Below are 19,296 nucleotides of genomic sequence, written 5' to 3' on the forward strand. Positions count from 1 at the left end.
TTAGTTAATTAAATTATTTATCAGATCTAAATTAGCGTGTGCTTCATCTAGTGTTTTATCAATGTTTACGGCCATCTTTTTCACGTCTTGTTCACCTTGTGCTATAAAAGCTTCTATACTTTTTATAGTCGGTAAGCCGAACATTTTTGCGACTGAGATATGGCATTTAAATTCTTCAGATACCACTCTGGATAAGGTTAAAATATTAATGGAGTGACCACCGAGTTCAAAGAAATTAGCATGGATACTAATCAGGTTTTTATCAATTTTCAAGATACCAGACCAGATTTGTATTAATTTCTCTTCTATTTCATTGGTGGCTGCTGTATATTCCTCTTTGAATTGAATTTGTGGTTGTGGTAATGCTTTTCTATCCAGTTTACCACTCGTGGTGAGTGGTAATTTATCCAGCTGTACATAGCATGACGGAATCATATAAGGGGGAACCTTTTCTGACAGATAGTTCACTAAAAGGCTTTGTTCAATTGCTGCTGATGACACATAATATGCGACCAGGTATTTTGTATCTCCATCTTCTTTGAGCAGGACTACGGGTTCCTGTAGTCCCGGATAGTTTTGCAGGTGACTTTCGATCTCTCCGCAATCGATCCGGTAACCTCTGAGTTTGACCTGAAAATCGATCCTTCCGGTATAAGCAATTTCTCCCGTTTCCTGCCAGTAAGCGACATCACCTGTTCTATAAAGACGTGCTCCGGGTTCCCATGGGTTAGCGATGAATTTCTGTGCAGTCAGCTCTTCGCTGTTCAGATAACCTCTGGCCAGTCCAACTCCTGCAATACAGAGTTCACCATTTACACCTTTTGGAACCAGCTTGTTATATTGATCCACAATATATAAGCGGATATTATCAATTGGCCTGCCGATAGGGATGAGCGTATTGGTGGCCCCAAAATCTATTTCGTGATAACTAACATCAACTGTAGCTTCAGTAGGGCCATATAAATTGATCAGCCTGCTGCCATTGGCCTTATGCATTGTCTTTTTGAAACCTTGTACTTGTTCAGGTTTCAGCGCTTCTCCACTGGCAAATACTTTATTTACACTGGCTACTTTTTTAAGTATAGGCTCTTTGTCCAGAAATTGCAGAAATGCTTGCAACATGGGTGGTACAAAGTGAAGTACCGTAATCTTATTAGCTGCGATCTCTGAAATCAGTTCTTCTGGCTCTTTTTCTGCCCCGGGACGTAAAAGGCATAAAGAGGCTCCGGTAAATGACCACCAGAAAAGTTCCCAGACCGACACATCAAATACAACAGGGGTTTTCTGAAGCAGGACATCAGTTTCATTGATCGGGTACATCTTTTGCATCCATATCAGCCTGTTAACTACCGAATGATGTTCAATCATCACCCCTTTAGGTACGCCTGTTGAGCCAGAAGTATAAATTACATAGGCAAGACTGGTACTGCATTGCGGAGGTCTTACAGCGGCTGTTTGTTGGTTGATTTCAATTTCACGGTCATCCAGATCAACTATTTTTCCTGCTATAACAATGTCTTTATCCTGATAATAACGACCACGGCTGATCAGCGCACTGATCCCCGAAACCGAAATAATGGCATTGATCCGGTCTGCGGGTGAGTGTGGGTCAATTGGCACATAGGCTGCACCCGCTTTCAATATCCCATAAATGGATAACATCAGGTATTCTTCTCTTTCCAATAAGATTCCGACCAGTTCGCCGGGTTTTACCCCCGTAACACCACCCAAATACGTTGCAAACTGATCGGTTCTCTTACTAAATTCTTTATAACTCAGGGTACCCGAAGCACAGCGCAGGGCGATATGGTCTGGTGTCTTCTCTGCTTGCTCCTGAAATAAATCGATCAGCGTTTTATCTTGCGGATACGGTACTGTAGTATGATTAAATATTTCTAATTGTTCTTTTTCTTCTTCTTCACTCAGCAAGTTGATAGCGGAAAGCACCGTGTTTGTATCTGCCAGAACCGCAGCAGCGATCCGCTGAAAATAGGCGACATAACGGCTAATTCTTTCGTGGCTGTACAATGCAGTGCTATAATCAAATTGTAAGTGTAACATTCCATCTCCAGGGCGTGCCGACAAAGTCAGATCGAACTTGGAAATATGATGCCCGCCATCAAGCCTGCTGATTTTCAGACCAGGCAGTTCCAACCCTTCGTTCTCAAAGTTCTCATAAGAGAACATCACATCGAATAAAGGATTACGGCTGGTATCGCGGTCAATTTTCAGGCTGCTCACCAGGTCTTCATACTGATATCCCTGGTTGTCAAAACATTGCAAAGCAACCTGTTTCACTTCTGACAGATAATCGCGGTAAGTCTTAGTTCCTTCGGGATAACTGCGCAGCGCAAGCGTATTGGCAAACATGCCCATAATTCCTTCCAGATCTGCATGTTCACGACCCGCAACCGGACTGCCAACAACCACATCGGCCGTATTGCCTAGTTTCCCTAACAGGATGTTATAAAATGATAACAGGATCATGTACATCGTAGCTCCTTCAGATCCACCTAATTGATGTAATCCACTAGTTACTGTACTATCTAATGTAAAACTGATACAATCCCCTTCATGCTGTTTAACCTGTGGACGCGGATAGTCTGAAGGCAAGTTCAATTGGTTAGTTTCTGCCGCATAAGCAGCTAACCAGAATTCTTTTTGAGTGGCCAGTACGTTCTGTCTGGCTTCACTTTGCTGCCATTCCGAATAGTCTTTGTATTGAATAGCTAAAGCTGTAAGGTTCAGACCTTGATAAAGCTGCATAAAATCCTGAACCAGCAGGCCGTTGGAAACCCCATCGGTTACAATATGGTGCAGATCAATAGCCAGTACATGTTCGGTATTGCTGATGCTGATCAATTCTGCGCGTAAAAGCGGGCCGGACTGAAGATCAAAAGGCTGAACAAAATCAGCCAGTCTTGTAGTTAATTCTCTTTTAGCTGATGCTTTGAGGTCCGTATAAATCAGTTCGAAATTACTTTCTTCCAGGATATACTGAACAGGCTCATCCTGCTCCATCCCAAACACCGTACGCAAACTTTCATGACGTTTAACCAAAACTTTTAAGGCTTCACGCAAACGGTCCGTATCCAGTTCGCCTTCCAGCCTGATAAACTGCGGCATGTTATAAGCCACAGAACTTTGATCAAGCTCATATAAAAAATACATCCGCTTTTGTGCAGCTGATAAAACATAGGCTCCTTTAACCGGGGCAGCCGGTATGCTGACAGCTTCCGATAGAACAGCATTGCTAATCAGCAAGCTCATTTTCCGGATCGTCTGATTTTTAAAAATATCTCTCAGTTTCAGTTGTGCACCAAGTTCTTTACTGACCCGGTTCACCAAAACTGCTGCTTTCAGCGAGTGACCGCCCAGTTCAAAAAAACTGTGGTTTACACCAATTGTTTCTTTATCTAATTTTAGGATAGATGCCCATAACCCTTGTAAACTTATTTCCAATGCATCTGATGGGGCTTCATACGGAAGATGAATTGCTTCATTAACTGATAATAGAGACGCAATGTCTTCTTCAATAAGATTAAACTGCGCTTCACTTTTACCAGTGACCAATAGTGTTCCATCTTCCTTCCACAGCGCCAGGTCCCCTGTTTTATAAATCAGTTCTGTTGGACGATAAGGATTATTGACCGGATCAGCATTGCTGATCATTTTTCTTTTATCAGATTTTGCTGTAAGCTCTTCTTCAACGTTATATAAATCACCAATGAGTCCTTTCGGTAATAACTCCCGGTCTCTACCTAAAATATAGGCTTGCAGTTGATTATTTAATTGTTCGGATTCTTCTGTCTCGTTGATTAACCTGATACCAGCGATTGGATCAGCATTTTGTTTCACCAATTTAAGTAGTAAGCCGAAAAACAGCTCTACAATGCTTTTGATCAGGTTTGAACTATATCTTTTGCTGTTATATTGAATACAAACAGAAAGTGGTCCACTTACGCTAAAATTAAAGAGCAAGTCTGCGGAAAGATGATTGAAAGCCGATAGTTGCTGTATTTCATTAACCAGCATACCTAATACAGGCAGTTCGTGCAAATTTTTCTGTTTTAGCATATTTTCAACAGGATAATCCGCATGATTAAAATCATTCAGCAGATCCTGTTTAAGATTCGTTAGAAATTCAGGAAAACGCTGATTCTCATACGTGTTGATCTTTACCGGAATTGCCTTATGCTCAATACCGGCTATTTTGTCACTATTAAACAAGGGCGTAAAAATGCAGCAGTCTGTTGAAAAGGAGGTTTTTCTAACTAATATCCCTAACACAGCCAGTAGTACAATATGTTGTGCTCTAGCTGAACCAGCTAATGATTTCAAGCACTGATCAGCTGCCGCTGGTGCAGAAACAATATATTCAGCATAGGTTTTATCCTGTTTGCCTTCATCAATAAGCTCATTTTTAAAATAGGATTCTAATAACAAGTCACCAATGCGGTTCTTCCAGTAATTTCTGGTTTTGAAATTCCGGTTTGCATTAAATGTCCTGGGATCCAATGTTGATACCTGGGTCATAACTGTTTATTTAAGGATAGTCTGAGCAGCTGTTGCGTGCAGAAATGATTAGAAGTTGAAAGAAAAATCATCAGCGATGATTAAATCATTTTGTGCTGTACCGTCTATATATTCTATAATTCTGGAATTACTGTTTTCTGCAAATCTGGTAACCAGTGCTTTAAAATCAGCCACCATATTTTCCATAGCAGGCTGGCTAAAGGTATTTTTTGAGTAGTTGAACTGGAAGTTAAATGAGGATTCACTTTCACTGCAATACAAGCCCAAAGCATATTTAGAAGCTTGTTCACCGATATCATATCCGGAAAATTCAACAAAATCTGAAAGTACTTTGCTGTCCTCAAAATTCTGGAAGACAAACATAACATCGAATAAATTCTCCAATGGTTCTTTCCTTGTTTTGTTTAACTGGCTGATCATATCTGCCAGATCATACACTTGTTTACTATTTGCCTGAACCAGGTGAGAATTTATATCTTTTGATAGTTCATTAAAGGTCATATCAGCATTGATCTGATAACGGATAGGCATTGTTTTAATAAACATGCCGACCATACCATCCAGTTCTTCCTGCATCCTGCCAGAGGTGGGCACACCAATAATGATATCATCCTGGCCGGTAAGCTGTGCTAAAAAGATAAAAAACAGGGAGAACAAGGAAGAGAAAGTAGTAACATCTTCTGCCTTCATTTTTTCAATAATTGGATTCAGTTCGCTTTTATCCAGCTGAAAAACAATTTTTCCTCCTTCGCCGGTTTCAATTTCCAACCTCTGATCTGTTACAGGCAGGTTCAATATTGGTAATTCTCCTTCAAAGGATTTCAACCAGAAATGTCTATGCGCTAAATATTCGTCCGTTTCTCTGAAACTATATTCCCATTCCGCATAATCTTTATATTGGATCGGCAGAGTTTTCAATTCAACTCCCTGGTATAGCTTCAGAAAGTCTTCGTATAAGCTCATTTGTGAAAGGCCATCGCATACAATATGATGTGTATCTACAATAATCGTATGCTCATCCTTTGCTGCTGAAATAATTCCACACCTGAATAAAGGAGCCTGGCTTAAGTCAAAAGGTCTGATAAAATTGCTGATCACTTCTGCTAAGTCTTGTCCGTTTGCATCAATTTCTTCCAGTTTAAAATCCACCGGTTCTTTAACAACCTGAACTATTTTATCATCCTCAATACTAAATTGAGTTCTTAAACTTTCATGTCTGCTGATCAGTTGGTTCAGGATATCCTGTACCTTACCAATTTCAAAATCCCCTTTAATCTTCCAGGCTACTGGTAAGTTATAGGCTTTACTTTCTTTGTCCAGTTCATAACTATAAAATATTCTTTGCTGCGCCGAGGAAGTATTATAAGTCGTTTTGAATTCCGCTTTTTTGATAACTAGCCGGTCATCTTTGGTAGCCTGTTTGATAAAAGCGGTCTGTTTCTGAATGGTCAGGTTACTGAATAACTGACTTAAAGAAAGCCGCACATTAAATTCTTTATAGATTCTGCCAATCAGGCGCATCATTCCAAGAGAATTTCCGCCAGCGATCAAAAAAGTATCTGCTGTAGAGATTACTTTTTCTCCTAATATTTCTTTCCAGATGAGCAGGAGTTTGTTTTCAATTTCATTTACAGGAATAGTCACTGCGTTATTTTTAGCCGCCAGACTCGCTGTCAATAAATTGATCAATTCTTTATAGTTTATTTTTCCATTGCTTAACAGCGGAAATTCATTCGCCACAAGCAAGTTTGAAGGCAGCATATAAGGAGGTAAAATAACCGCCATGTGATCCTGTATCATTTGTTTCAGCGCCTCTCCATATTCACACTGTTCCTTTCTTAAAACAAAAGCAATTAGCGATTCTTCATTATTTTCTTCTATATGTTTGATAACAACCGCATTCTTAACCAGATCGGATTTGAAAATTACACGTTCAATTTCATCCAGTTCAATCCGGATCCCCCGTAGTTTTACCTGCCTGTCTTCTCTGCCTAATAAATCTACCTGGCCGTCACTCAGCAGCCTGGCTTTGTCTCCTGTTTTAAAAGCTATTTTTTCATCGGCTGTTCCCTGGTTTATTTTCAGGAATTTCTGATGGGTGAGTTCTGGTAAGTTCAGATATCCTTTAGTTGTATATTTAGAAACAACATAAAGATCACCCGGCATCAGTTTAGCGGTTGGTTTAAGGTCTTTATTGGCCACTAACAATTCAGTCTCCGCGATAGCCTCTCCGATTGGGATTTTTTCTTTCCGCACATCAGCAGGAATAATTTTATAATAAGACCTGACCATAGTCGTCTCAGTTGGCCCATACAGGTTAACCAGTTGTATCCTTGCCTCAAAAGTATCATACCAGCCCACCAGTTCCGAAGGGAATATTTTTTCACCCGACATCAGGATCAGCTTCAAATGAAGGAAGTTTTCAGGAGTCAGCTCATCACTGTTAAAAACCCTGAAAAGACTGGGTACACAGTGAATAACAGATATTTCGTTAGTATCTATCCAGTCAATCAGGTTTTCAGGAATAAAAAAATCGTCTGCCACAGGGGTTAGACAAATGGTTGCACCAGCAAATAGAGGGACAAAAATATCTCTTAAAAAAGCGTCAAAATAAGGGCTTACGAACTGACTGAAACGGCTATCTTCCTGAATATCGAAGGCAGAAAGCTCCCATTTTATAAATTGTAACAGACTGCTGTTTTTACCAATAATCCCTTTAGGAACACCAGTTGAGCCTGAGGTAAAATAAATATATAAGCTATCATCTGCTTCATAATCCGGAAAATCAACAATAGCTGAGCCCGGACTTTTTTCCAAAATATGCTCGTAGAAGAATTTCTGGATAGTGGCCTTGTTTTCAATAACAGCTGGCATAGTACGCCCGGCAGCACAGATGATATATTCTAAATTAAGTTCTTCCAGCAATAGCTTCAAGCGCTGTTCCGGGAGTGTTCCATCAATCAGTACAAACGTACATCTGGCGTTAACTACTCCAATAACAGCAGCAATAACATCTACTTTATCAGTTAATTGTATTCCGATTACAGTTTCCTTCTCTATCTTTTGCTCCAGCAGGAAATTAGTTACACTGTTGGAAAGCGCGGATAAATGTGAGTAAGTAATGTGCTGACTGCCATTTTCAATTGCAGTGCTGTTGCTATGAAGCTGAAGACTTTGAATTAATTCTTTTTGAAAAATCATAATTTGCTGTTTATTGAATTTGAGCGGAAGAAAATAAAGGGCAAAGGCAGGCCTGACCCCTCTTTATGCTGATGAGTTTTTGATGTTGATTCTGAAAATTATTGTGGGTTTTGCGGGGAGGTTTACAGGGTTAAAAGAATTCCTCCTGAAGTATTCCGAAAGTAAGTACCGTGATTAACAGGTCACTTTCAAAAGGGGCATTGATGCTAAAATCTTTTTGTTGATAGGTATTTTTAAGCTTTTCAATCTGTGCAGGATTAAAATATCCTTGTTTTTTGATGGTATCCGACGAGAGGATATCATTGATATATTCAATATTCTTTTGCAATAAATATGGGCTTCCTGGTGCAACAAAGCCAAATTTCTCTCTTTCTATAATTTCTTTAGGGACGACTTTGGAAGCCATCTCTTTCAAAATATATTTTTCTGTAAAGTCTTTTAATTTAAGGTCTGATGGCACTTTAGTAGAGAATTCAACGAAATCCTTATCCAAAAACGGATACCTGACTTCTACAGAATTTGCCATGGACATCCGGTCACCGTGGTCAGAAATCAAATGATCAACCAACCTGATCTTATAATCTACATAAGCTCTTTTATTTACCATATCGCGGTTATGCAATTTACTTTTATCAATTACGAAATGGTTTAAGCAATTAATTTCATCAAAAGAGGCATTGACATCTGACGAGTAAAGACTCCTTTTCACAGCATCAAATTCCAGAAAATTCCTTTCATAGAAGAAGTTTTTATCCCCCCATAATTTTTCCCGTAATTGCTCTTCCAATGGATCTGAAGGATAATTTACCACATTCATGGCTCTCATTTTATCAAACCTGTAGCCTACATAACCTGCAAAAAGTTCGTCTGCCCCTTCACCAGATAAAATCACTTTAATCCCTTTTTGCCTTACCGTTTCCGATAGCGATAAAGAAGCTGTGTTATAAGTTTCTTTGATCGGGCATTCACTGTGATAAACTGATTTTTGTAATCTGCTGCTGATATCATCATGAAAGAATACCTTTTGATTCAGATTAGCACCACACTTTTTTGCGACTAGTTTCTGATAGGTGGATTCAGATAACTGAGAATCGATAAAATCTATAGAGAAAGCTTCTTTTTGAATACCTGGTGCAAATTCATGAATTTTCATAGCGATTAAGGAGGAATCCAGACCGCCACTTAAATAGAATCCTGAAGGTACATCTGCTCTTAAGCGTAATTTGATAGAATTATTAAATAATTCTTCCAGTTTCTCTATATAATAACCTTCTGATTTAACTTCTTTCAGTTCATCCTGCTCAGGATAAGTCAGGTCCCAATATTGTTTCTTCTCTAACCGGCCTTCGCTGTTAATACTGATATAATGTCCGTTCTCTAAGCTATTTATATTTTTAAAAACTGTTCTCGGACTAATTAAGCCAGCGAAAGTAAAGATCTGATCTAAGCCAACCAGGTCAACTTCACGTTTCACATCTGGATGTTCAAGGATAGCTTTAATTTCTGAACCGAAGATAAAACTGTTATTGGCAAACGTATAAAAGAAAGGGATAATTCCCATATGATCACGAACGCAGAACATCATTTTTGTGCGTTTATCATATAAAGAGAAGGCAAACTGACCATTAAGTTTATGGAGAAAATCCATATGGTGTTCTTCATATAAATGGACGATAACTTCTACATCTGTACTTGTTTTAAATACATGCCCCTTCAGTTTTAATTCCTCTCTTAATTCTATGTAATTGAATATTTCACCATTACAGACCACCAGAACAGAATCGTCTTCGTTAGAGATTGGCTGCATGCCATTGCCCAGTCCAATAATGCTTAAGCGGGTAAATCCCAGTGCAATGTTATCAAATAAGAGTGAATCCTGAGCATCAGGCCCTCTGTGTAATAGCTTATGATTCATGTTTTGAATAACATGTTTATCTTGCCCGGTAACCCCGTTACCAAATTTTACGAAACCGCAAATGCCACACATAAATAAGGAAATTAATAAATATTACGGTTTCAGCCAGACATAATTAGTCCAAACCATAGATATTAAAATGAAGAGAAATAGAGTTTTTGAATAAATCGTAAGATTTATCAGGGTTATTTTACAGTAAATTATAGTGCTGATTTATAGCTTCGCTAATCGCGCTCACAGAACGCTTAGTTAACACAGGAGGAAGATGATTAAATTCTTCAGGAGAAGAATGTTTTATTTTTAATGGCCCACCTTCCAATTATTAAGAACTAAAGTAGGAGATATAAATTAACTTTCAAAATAAAATAATAAAAAAGTTAAAATAAATATAAAACACTCTTTACGAGGCCAATAATTAAGTTTTTCACAGAAATCACTTGCATAAAAGTCAAAAAAAAAGGGCTCCGGAGATTAAACCCGGAGCCCTTTTTTTCAATAATTATGTCTGAATCTTCCTAACAAGCTTGTCCCAATACATTTTCCAGCTCAATTTCTTCTATGCTGATTTGAGTTTCATGCAAGACGGTGTTCAGGATATTACTATAATATTCCATCAGCAGTGAAATCACTTCTGCTGTGTAGAGTTCATCACTATAAATAAATGACAAGTAATATTTCCCTCCCTCTTCCCGCGCTTCAATTTTGAATTCAAACTGTGTAGATTCTTTTAAAGCAGTCTCAAAAGGAACAATGTCAAGCTCATTCTGCGTGGTTTGCTGATCGAAGTAATTTGCAAAAGCAAAATGAACATGGATTAACTTACCTTCGAGCCTTTCCTCCTGATTCAGCAATGATATAATCTGATCGTATTGATAATCCTGATTTTCAAAGGCGCCGAGCACACAATTTTTCACCTTTTCCAGAAACACCGTATAAGATTCTTCGGGCTGAAGTTGCAAGCGCAATGGTAATAAATTGATAAAGGTTCCAACCACATCCTGAAGTTCTGTTTGTGTTCTTCCAATCATATCAGTACCAATGATAATATCAGTATCTCCTGAGATTTTTGCTAACAAAAGATAGTATACTGATAAGAAGAACATATAGTCAGTCACTTTCGAGGTAGCAATAAATTCCTTGATCTGGTTATATTGTGTTCCGCTAATCTCCATAGATCCGGTAGCGGCAGATTGAATACTAACATATTCTCTGTCCTGACTTACAGGCAAGGATAGCTGAGGCAATTCACCCGCCAGCTGATTCATCCAGTACTGTTTCTGCTGTTCTTCTATGGCAGCAGTTTCTTTTTGCCATACTGCATAATCAACGTAGCTTAAATCAAGAGCTGGTAAATCATGACCGGTATACAACTGTTTGAAATCATTCATCAGGATGTTCAGGGAAATACCGTCACAAACAATATGATGGATATCAACAAATAGCAGCCTGGTTCCTTTGTAATTCAGCAGTGCGGCACGCAGCAGTGAATCTGCCGACAAGTCAAAAGGTTGAATAAAATCAGCAAATGCTTCTTTAATCCCCTGATATTTGTTGTCATCCAGATGAATTAAGTTGAATTCCACCCCCTCATTAATCCTTTGTAGTAAAGTATCCTCCTTTAAAAGGAAACTTGTACGCAGTGTATCATGCCTGTCTACCAGCTTTTGAAAAGCAGCAGCCAGTTTTTCTTCTTCTACTGCCCCTTTGATTTCATAGACTCCGTAAACATTATAGCTTACATTATCTTTATTTAACATTTGCTCATAATAAAGCCTCTCCTGTGCATGTGAAACAGGATATAACTCTCTTTTAGCTGCTTTTGAAATCACCTTTAACTGGCCATTGAGTGGCCTGTTCCCGGTAATCATTCCGGGCTGATCTGAATCTTGTACGTCCAGACTTATCTCAATTTCACTATGCTCCATCAATTCAGCAAGCTTTTCAACGGTTGAGTTTTCAAAGATCTTTCTTAGTTTAAGGTTAATGTGGAATTCCTGTCTGATGGTATTGATTAAATGAACCGCCAGGATAGAATGCCCGCCTAAAGTGAAGAAATCGTCTCTGACATCAATGGTCTGGCTGTCAATCTGTAAAAGATCTGCCCAGATCGTTGTTAATTTCTTCTGAATATAAGTTTTAGGTTTTTGTATATCTTCTCCTTTTGCAGCTTGTACAGGCAGTGGAAGCTGTTTCCTATCAATCTTCCCATTTTTAGTTACGGGTACACGTTCTATATGGACAAAGTATTTCGGGATCATATAAGGCGGCAGGTCTTTGCTCAGAAAAGAACGCATCTCATCTTCTGCTAAAGGTACTGCTGCTACATAATACACGCAGATCGATTTGTCATACTTGCTTTTAGTAATGACCTGTGTCAGTACCTGCTTTACGCCTTCAAATTCAACAAGCTTTCTTTCAATCTCACCCAGCTCTATTCTGAATCCCCTGATTTTAATTTGTGAATCATTACGTCCCAGGAATTCAATATTTCCATCCGGCAACCATCTCGCCATATCACCGGTTTCATAAAGCATTTCGCCTGCATCAAATGGGCTGGCTATAAATTTCTTATCACTCAGTTCTTTGTCATTGATATAGCCCTGTGCTAAACATTGACCACCAATATACAGATCGCCAGCCAGGCCTGCCGGACAAACATTCAGACTTTTATTCAGTACCAGGTATTTCGCGTTTTGAATAGGTTTGCCATAAGGAATACTTTTCCAGGCAGGATCAACCTGGTCAACTTCAAAAAAGTTAGACCAGACTGTCGCTTCAGTCGCCCCGCCTAATGCAATAAACCGCAGTTTAGCAAACAGTGATTTCATTTGAACAGGCATAGTCAAAGGAATCCAGTCTCCACTTAAAAAGGCAATTCGCAATTGACCTTTAGCACGCGCCTGAGTTTGACGATTTTCAAGGAATGGAATTACTTGCTGTAACATAGCAGGTGCTGAATCCCAGAAAGTAATCCCTTCTTCTACCATAATTTCGGCCAGGGTATCCGGATCTTCCAGTTCTTTTCTGTTAGCGATCCTTAACATTCCGCCCGCAGCCAGCATCCCAAAAATATCATATACCGAAAGGTCGAAACTAATAGAGCTTACAAAAAGCAATTTATCCTGTTCGCCAACGTGGTAGGTTTTGTTTACCCATTCAATCAGGTTAATTACAGGTTTATGTTGCACGGCAACACCTTTTGGATTTCCTGTCGATCCGGAAGTAAAGATGACATAAGCAAGGTCTTCACTCGAGTTGCAAACTGGTAAATTAGTAGCCGCATAAGCTGAAACATTCACAGGGTTCGCCGATCCGTTTTCAAACTGATGAACCGCTAAATCTCTTTTACTGTTCACATCAATAGCAATTACACTATTTACTTTAGGTGCTTCTTCTTTTAAGCTTCTTGCAGTTTCATAATAGTCGTAATCCGTCAGGATATATCCGGCTTCCACTGATTCCAGGATAATTCCAATCCTGCTGGCAGGTAAATAAGGTTCAACTGGTACATATTTCCCGCCAGCTTTCAAGATGCCCAGCAAGGCAATGATCAGTTCCACTCTGCGTTCCATAATCACCACAACAGCATCTTCTCTTTTGACACCACTGGTTCTTAAAATATGTGCAACTTTATTCGCCGCTGTATTTAACCATTCATAAGAGAAAGTGATCCCATCTGCTAAAATAGCTGGTTTGTCCAGAGATTTTAAAACTTGCTCCTCGAACAACTCTGTCAGTAATTTTTGTCCTTCGTAGCTTTCTTCTGTATCATTAAATTCTTTTAAAAGCTGATGTCTTTCTTTTTCGCCTATAAATTCAATATTGCCGATTTTAACCTCAGCATTGGCAAGAACAACAGCAATGATTTGTTTAAAATAAATAATAAAATTCTCAATCGTTTCTTTTCTGAATAAGCTGGTTGCATATTCAAAGGTCCCAAAAATACCGTCTTCACTTTCTACGGTAGTTAAGCGTAAATCAAACTTGGAGATTTTAGATCCGTTATCATAGTTCTCCATTTCCAGACCAGGGATCTTGAATGCGGAGAAATCAAAGTTCTCATGAGAGAAAACCACATCAAATAGTGGATTACGCCCCATATCTCTTTCAATTTTCAGGGCCTCGATCAATTCCTCATATTGATAAGATTGATTGGCAAAGAAGTCCAGACAGTTTGTTTTTACCTGAGATAAAAATTCTTTAAAGCCTAATGTTGCATCCGCATGATTTCTTAGCGGAATCATGTTGACAAACATTCCTGCCATATTTTCCAGGTCAGCATGTCCTCTTCCTGCTGTTGGCGTTCCGATCACAATATCATCCTGACTGGTAATTTTAGCCAGTAAAACATTATAAACTGCTAATAACAGCATAAATACGGATGTATTTTCAGCTTCGGCTATCGCTTTTAATTGTATGGTTTCTGCTTGTCCCAAAGCGAAGTTGATCGAATCTCCTGCATTACTTTTGATTAAGGGCCTTTCATTATCTATTGGCAATTGAAGTATAGCTGGTTCTTCTTCGAATTGTTTAAGCCAGAAATCTTTCTGGTTCAGTATTTCCTGCTTTTGTGCAGCACTTTGCTGCCACTCTGCGTAATCTTTGTATTGCAGTTTTAATGCCGGCAATTGTTCCTCATTGTAAAGTGACATGAAGTCTTTAATCAGAATTCCCCTGGATACACCATCTGTAATAATATGGTGCATATCGATAATCACCAGAGTTTCTGCCGGATTATTTTCCAGCATCCCTACTCTCACCAGTGGCCCCGCAGCCAGATCAAACGGCTGGATGAAAGCAGTGATGGCCTCTTCAATAGCCGTCGAAGGTGCGGTAAGCTGTGCAACATTAAAATTGAAATTTTCCAGTATGACCTGTTTAGGTGTCTCATTTTCAAAGACAAATGAAGTTCTTAAGCTTTCGTGACGCGCAATCAATTTTCTGAAAGCATTTTCAAACTTAACAGTATTTAAATCTCCTTTCAACCAGAACAGAATGGTCTCGTTATAAACAATACTTTCCTTATCAAACATTTGCAGGAAGTACATTCTTTTTTGTGCCGAGGATAAAGAATAATTTTCTTTTAATTCCGCTTCAGGGATTTCAGCAAAACTGCTGTCCGGTTCATCACTTTCCAGTTTTGAGCGCAATAACCTTAATGTAGGATATTTAAAGACGTCTTTAACAGAATAATTAACGCCCAGTTTCTGGTTTACCCTGGCAATAAAGGTCATTCCACGTAACGAATCACCACCAAGTTCAAAGAAGTCATCATCCAGACCAATATCAGTTTTGCCGAAGAATTCCGCGAAAATTGCAGTCAGTTTTTCTTCCAGTGTACCGCTCAGAGGCCCTGCTTTCTCAGCCACTGGTGCAACATTGACTAAATTTGCTTTAACCTCGCTGAATTCTGCCTGATAAGCCCGGATCGCAGCACCTATATTTTCTTTATAAATGGTAGATACCTGTACTTTGCTTTGCAGACAGTGGTGAAATATTTTTACGCCGTCTTCCGGATAAATCCCATCTGTAATTTGTGAATTGATCAGGTCAACATCATTTGTATTTGCAGTTTTTAAACGTGCTTTAATAGTCATCCCTACATTCAACCAGTCACACCAGTTGATTGCAAAAGCATGTGTACCTGTCTTTTTCTTAATATAGTATGGATAGTTTTCCAGGAATTCATTGGCCGCATTGTAAGCGGTCTGCCCAAATTTAGACTGATACAAGACATTCCCAACAGAAGAGAAAAGCGAGATGAAGTCCAGATTTTTAAAGTTCAGGTATTTTTCAAATAACAGCAGTCCATGTACTTTCGAAGAAACCGATTGAATGAGTTCATTTTTATCCCTGTTTAACAGAATGCCGCCGTAGTCAATTTCTCCCGCAGCCCAGATCAGGCCGTTTAACCCGTATTGTTGAATTTCACTGGCCATTATTTTCACCTGCTCTTCATTGGAAACATCCAGTTGGCGTAAGGTTACAGTACATCCGGTTGCTTCCATGTGCTGAAGCTCCATAATTTTTATACTGATGCGGTCTTGTTTGCCATTCGCAGCAATCCAGTTGCTCCATTGTCCTTTTCCAGGGAAATCTGAACGGTGTACAAGAATTACATTCGCCTGATGCTGATGCACAAGATTTGCTGCAATTGCAAAGCCCATTCCACCAAATCCACCTGTAATCAGGTAGGTACCACCGTTTACAATAGCAACATTAGAGCCGACTTTAGCATTGCTGTCAAAAGAATTGAAGGCACGTATCCATCTTTGTTTGTATCTGTAAGCCACAAACGGATCATTGGATTCATAAAGGATCTCGTTAATTAATTGAATACTGTACTCATGCAGTTGATTTTCATTTTTAAAAGGATATGGAATATCCAGTACCTTACATTTAATGTTCATCATCTCCAATGGAATTACCCTTGATGGCCCCTGAATACTCGCTTTTAAAGGATCAACCTGATCTCCTTCGGTCACATTGGCCAAACGGTTATTAATCACGGTTAACTGAACAGGCTCCGATCTACCTGCAATAGAGAGTGATTTCGCCAGGCAGGATAAACCTATATAACCCGTAGAGAATTGTGTTTCAATAGCTTCATATTTTACAGTCAGTGGCTGGCTGCTCAATGCACGACAATAAATGATATGATGAATAGTCAACTCTTGTGCCGCAAGGTCATTCCATAATTCGGCCAGTGCTTCGGTCTGTGTAAGATTCAATTCATAATGCTGATTATCTAATTTCCTGAAGACTGATCCATTTCTGATTTCAATTACATTTTGCCCATTGGATTGTAAGTCTTTGAGGATTGCACTGCTAAGAACTTCTGTTCCTGAAAATACCAGGAAGTTCATTTGTTTTTCTTTTAACTCCGCGGCCTCATTAGGGAGCGATGATAATTGCCAGCTATGGGCATGGATATAATTTTCCACGTGAGTTCCGCTTACCGGAGGAAGAGCTTTTAATTGACTTTGAACCAGTGTAAATGCATCAACATCGGTAGTAAAAGGAGTTTTATGGAATGCATAAGCTGGCAGAGAAACTTTTTGTCTTTGTTCATCGGTATAATAACTATCCCAATCCACTTTAACTCCCAGCAACCACAAGCGGCCTAGTTTTTCAATAAGATATTTCTGATCGTTGATTTGCTGGTTGAATTGACGGGTAGTATTCAGGATATGATGCCCCGCTGTTTTTAGTTTATTTTCTGAGAGATAATTGCTGAGTGCTCTGCCTGGCCCTATTTCTATAAACACAGCATCACCCTGATTCAGCAACCACTGGCTGCCTTTTAAGAAATTAACGGTACTGCGTAAATGTTTACTCCAATAAGCAGGGGTTTTCAATTCTTCGCAGGTAACCAGTTCACCTGAAAGATTGGACACGTATGGAATTTGTGGTTGGTTAATTGTTACCAGAGAAACTTCCTGTTCAAATTTGCTGAGTATTTCATCCATCATGTGAGAATGAAAAGCATGCGAAGTATGGAGCAGTTTTGCTTCATATCCACTTAATTTAACATGAGCTTCGAAGGTTTCAATAGCTGCCGTTGTGCCTGCAACAACACAAGAGTTTTCGCTGTTAAGCGCAGCAACATCAATCCCTTCAAAATTCTCTTTTAACAAATTCAGCTCTTTTTCAGTACAGTTGATACTCAGCATCCCTCCTTGTTCTACTTCGCTCATTAACTGTCCGCGGCGCACCACCAAACGAATTGCATCGTTCAGGCTGAATACGCCGCTAATACAAGCTGCAACATACTCTCCCACGCTGTGCCCAATCATATATTCAGGCTTTACACACCATCTCATCAGTAATTTTGCCATTGCATATTCCATTATAAATAACAATGGTTGTGCATATTGGGTATTATTTATAGTTTTATTTTGTCCGTCTTTATTGGTTAAAACTGCCTGCAAATCTGCATCGGTATAAGTCTTTGCAATTTCAAAGCAGGCATCAACCTGATCTTTGAAGAAGCCTTCCTTCTCATAAAGGTCCTGGTACATGTTGATGTACTGTGCACCCTGTCCTGAAAACATAAACACAATATTTTGAAGATCTTCCTGTGTTTCGGAAGCGTTATGATCAATGAATTTATGATCAGTTAAAATCTGAATAGCTTCTGCACCGTTTGCCGCAATCAGCATTCTCCGGTATTTAAACTTGTCTCTTCCTTTTTGCAGCGTGTAAGCGATATCGGCCAGGGAAGCAGGATTTTCTTTCTTAAAGTAATCAGTCAGTCTGACTGTGTTTTCTTCCAGACTTGCCTGTGATTTTGCAGACAGGAAAATGAGTTGATGATCCCTGGTTTGTGGCTGAAGTTCAAGTTCCGGCGCTTCTTCCAATACGATATGCGCATTTGTGCCACCGATGCCAAATGAGCTCACTCCTGCTCTTAATGGCTCACCTGATTGCTGCTGCCAGCTGGTTAATTTATTGTTGACATAAAACGGGCCGTTAGTAAAGCTGATATTGGCATTCGGAGCCGTAAAATGTAAACTTGGCGGAAGCTGTTTATGCTTCAGGGTCAGGATCGTTTTAATAAAACCAGCTACACCCGCAGCTGTATCCAGGTGACCAATATTAGATTTAACAGATCCTATAGCACATTTGATAACTTTTTCGTTTCCGAAAGCTTCATTCAAAGCCTCAATTTCTATTGCATCTCCAAGCGCTGTTGCCGTTCCGTGAGTCTCTATATAAGTGATGCTGGATGAATCCACACCAGCCATTTTATGTGCTTTTTTGATCGCATCAACCTGCCCCTTTACGCTTGGTGCAGTATAACCGACTTTACTGTTACCATCATTGTTGATCGCAGTTCCTTTGATAATACCATAAATGTTATCTCTGTCTCTGATCGCGTCTTTAAGTTTTTTCAATACGATTACTCCTGCACCTTCTCCACCTACTGTACCATCAGAGTCTACATCAAAAGGTCTGCATTTACCATCCTTCGAGGTAATCATACCTTTCTCATAGAGATACCCTTTTTTTGAATAGTTATGGACAGCAATTCCTCCGGCCAATGCCATTCCACATTCCCCCAGCAATAAGCTATTGCAAGCTTCATGGATAGCGACCAGCGAAGAAGAACAGGCAGTTTGCAGGTAAACAGCAGGGCCTTTTAAATTAAATTTATAGGCGATCCTTGAACTTAGAAAAGAGACTTCTCTGAGATGTGATGCTGAAAAATCATCTACCAGCTGTTCTCTGTTTTTATGCATGGAATACAAGACCCAGTTTACATTTGGTGTACCGGTTGCGAATACGCCTACTTTTTCTTTCAGCGCTGTGGTGCTATAACCGCTGTCTTCCAAAGCCTCCCAGCAGCATTCGTGAAAGATCCTTAATTGCGGATCCATCAATTCTGCTTCATCAGGTCTGTAACCAAAAAACTCTGCGTCAAAGTACTTTTTGTTTTCTAAATAAGAATTAGCCTTAACGTAGTCTTTATTTTTAAGCAGTTGTTCCGAGACGCCTTCTGCCAATAGTTCTGCATCACTCAACTCGCTGATACAGTCCTTACCATTTTTTAAGTTTTCCCAATATTGTTCAATCGTATCAGCCTGTGGAAATCTTCCGGCCAAACCAATAACAGCGACTTCTAAACCTGTATATTTTCTCAT

4 protein-coding genes are annotated in these 19,296 nt (G+C 39.4%); all 4 read right to left on the reverse strand.

The window, feature by feature from the left end:
- The 4 genes from HDE70_RS19250 to HDE70_RS19265 all read right to left on the reverse strand — a co-directional run bounded on the left by HDE70_RS19250 (position 1) and on the right by HDE70_RS19265 (position 19,296).
- Positions 1-4,536, reverse strand: a complete 4,536-nt coding sequence (locus tag HDE70_RS19250) for a non-ribosomal peptide synthetase (protein ID WP_183891577.1) — start codon at positions 4,534-4,536, stop codon at positions 1-3.
- Positions 4,537-4,584: 48 nt separating this feature from the next.
- Positions 4,585-7,737 carry a non-ribosomal peptide synthetase gene (locus tag HDE70_RS19255; protein ID WP_183891578.1) on the reverse strand — a complete coding sequence of 1,051 codons (3,153 nt, stop codon included), beginning with the start codon at positions 7,735-7,737 and terminating at the stop codon, positions 4,585-4,587.
- 130 nt (positions 7,738-7,867) lie between these two features.
- Positions 7,868-9,724, reverse strand: coding sequence for an asparagine synthase (glutamine-hydrolyzing) (asnB, locus tag HDE70_RS19260; RefSeq protein ID WP_183891579.1), 1,857 nt, complete (start codon positions 9,722-9,724; stop codon positions 7,868-7,870).
- 443 nt (positions 9,725-10,167) lie between these two features.
- On the reverse strand, positions 10,168-19,296 hold the full coding sequence (locus HDE70_RS19265) for a non-ribosomal peptide synthetase/type I polyketide synthase (protein WP_183891580.1): 9,129 nt from the start codon (positions 19,294-19,296) through the stop codon (positions 10,168-10,170).

The organism is Pedobacter cryoconitis (genome assembly GCF_014200595.1).
Taxonomy (GTDB): Bacteria; Bacteroidota; Bacteroidia; order Sphingobacteriales; family Sphingobacteriaceae; genus Pedobacter; species Pedobacter cryoconitis_C.

Bases quoted from the DNA above. Each gene is read 5' to 3' on its own strand.
- HDE70_RS19255 (WP_183891578.1), bottom strand. From the start codon at position 7,737: ATGATTTTTCAAAAAGAATTAATTCAAAGTCTTCAGCTTCATAGCAAC.
- asnB (WP_183891579.1), bottom strand. From the start codon at position 9,724: ATGTGTGGCATTTGCGGTTTCGTAAAATTTGGTAACGGGGTTACCGGG.
- HDE70_RS19265 (WP_183891580.1), bottom strand. From the start codon at position 19,296: ATGAGAAAATATACAGGTTTAGAAGTCGCTGTTATTGGTTTGGCCGGA.
- HDE70_RS19250 (WP_183891577.1), bottom strand. From the start codon at position 4,536: ATGACCCAGGTATCAACATTGGATCCCAGGACATTTAATGCAAACCGG.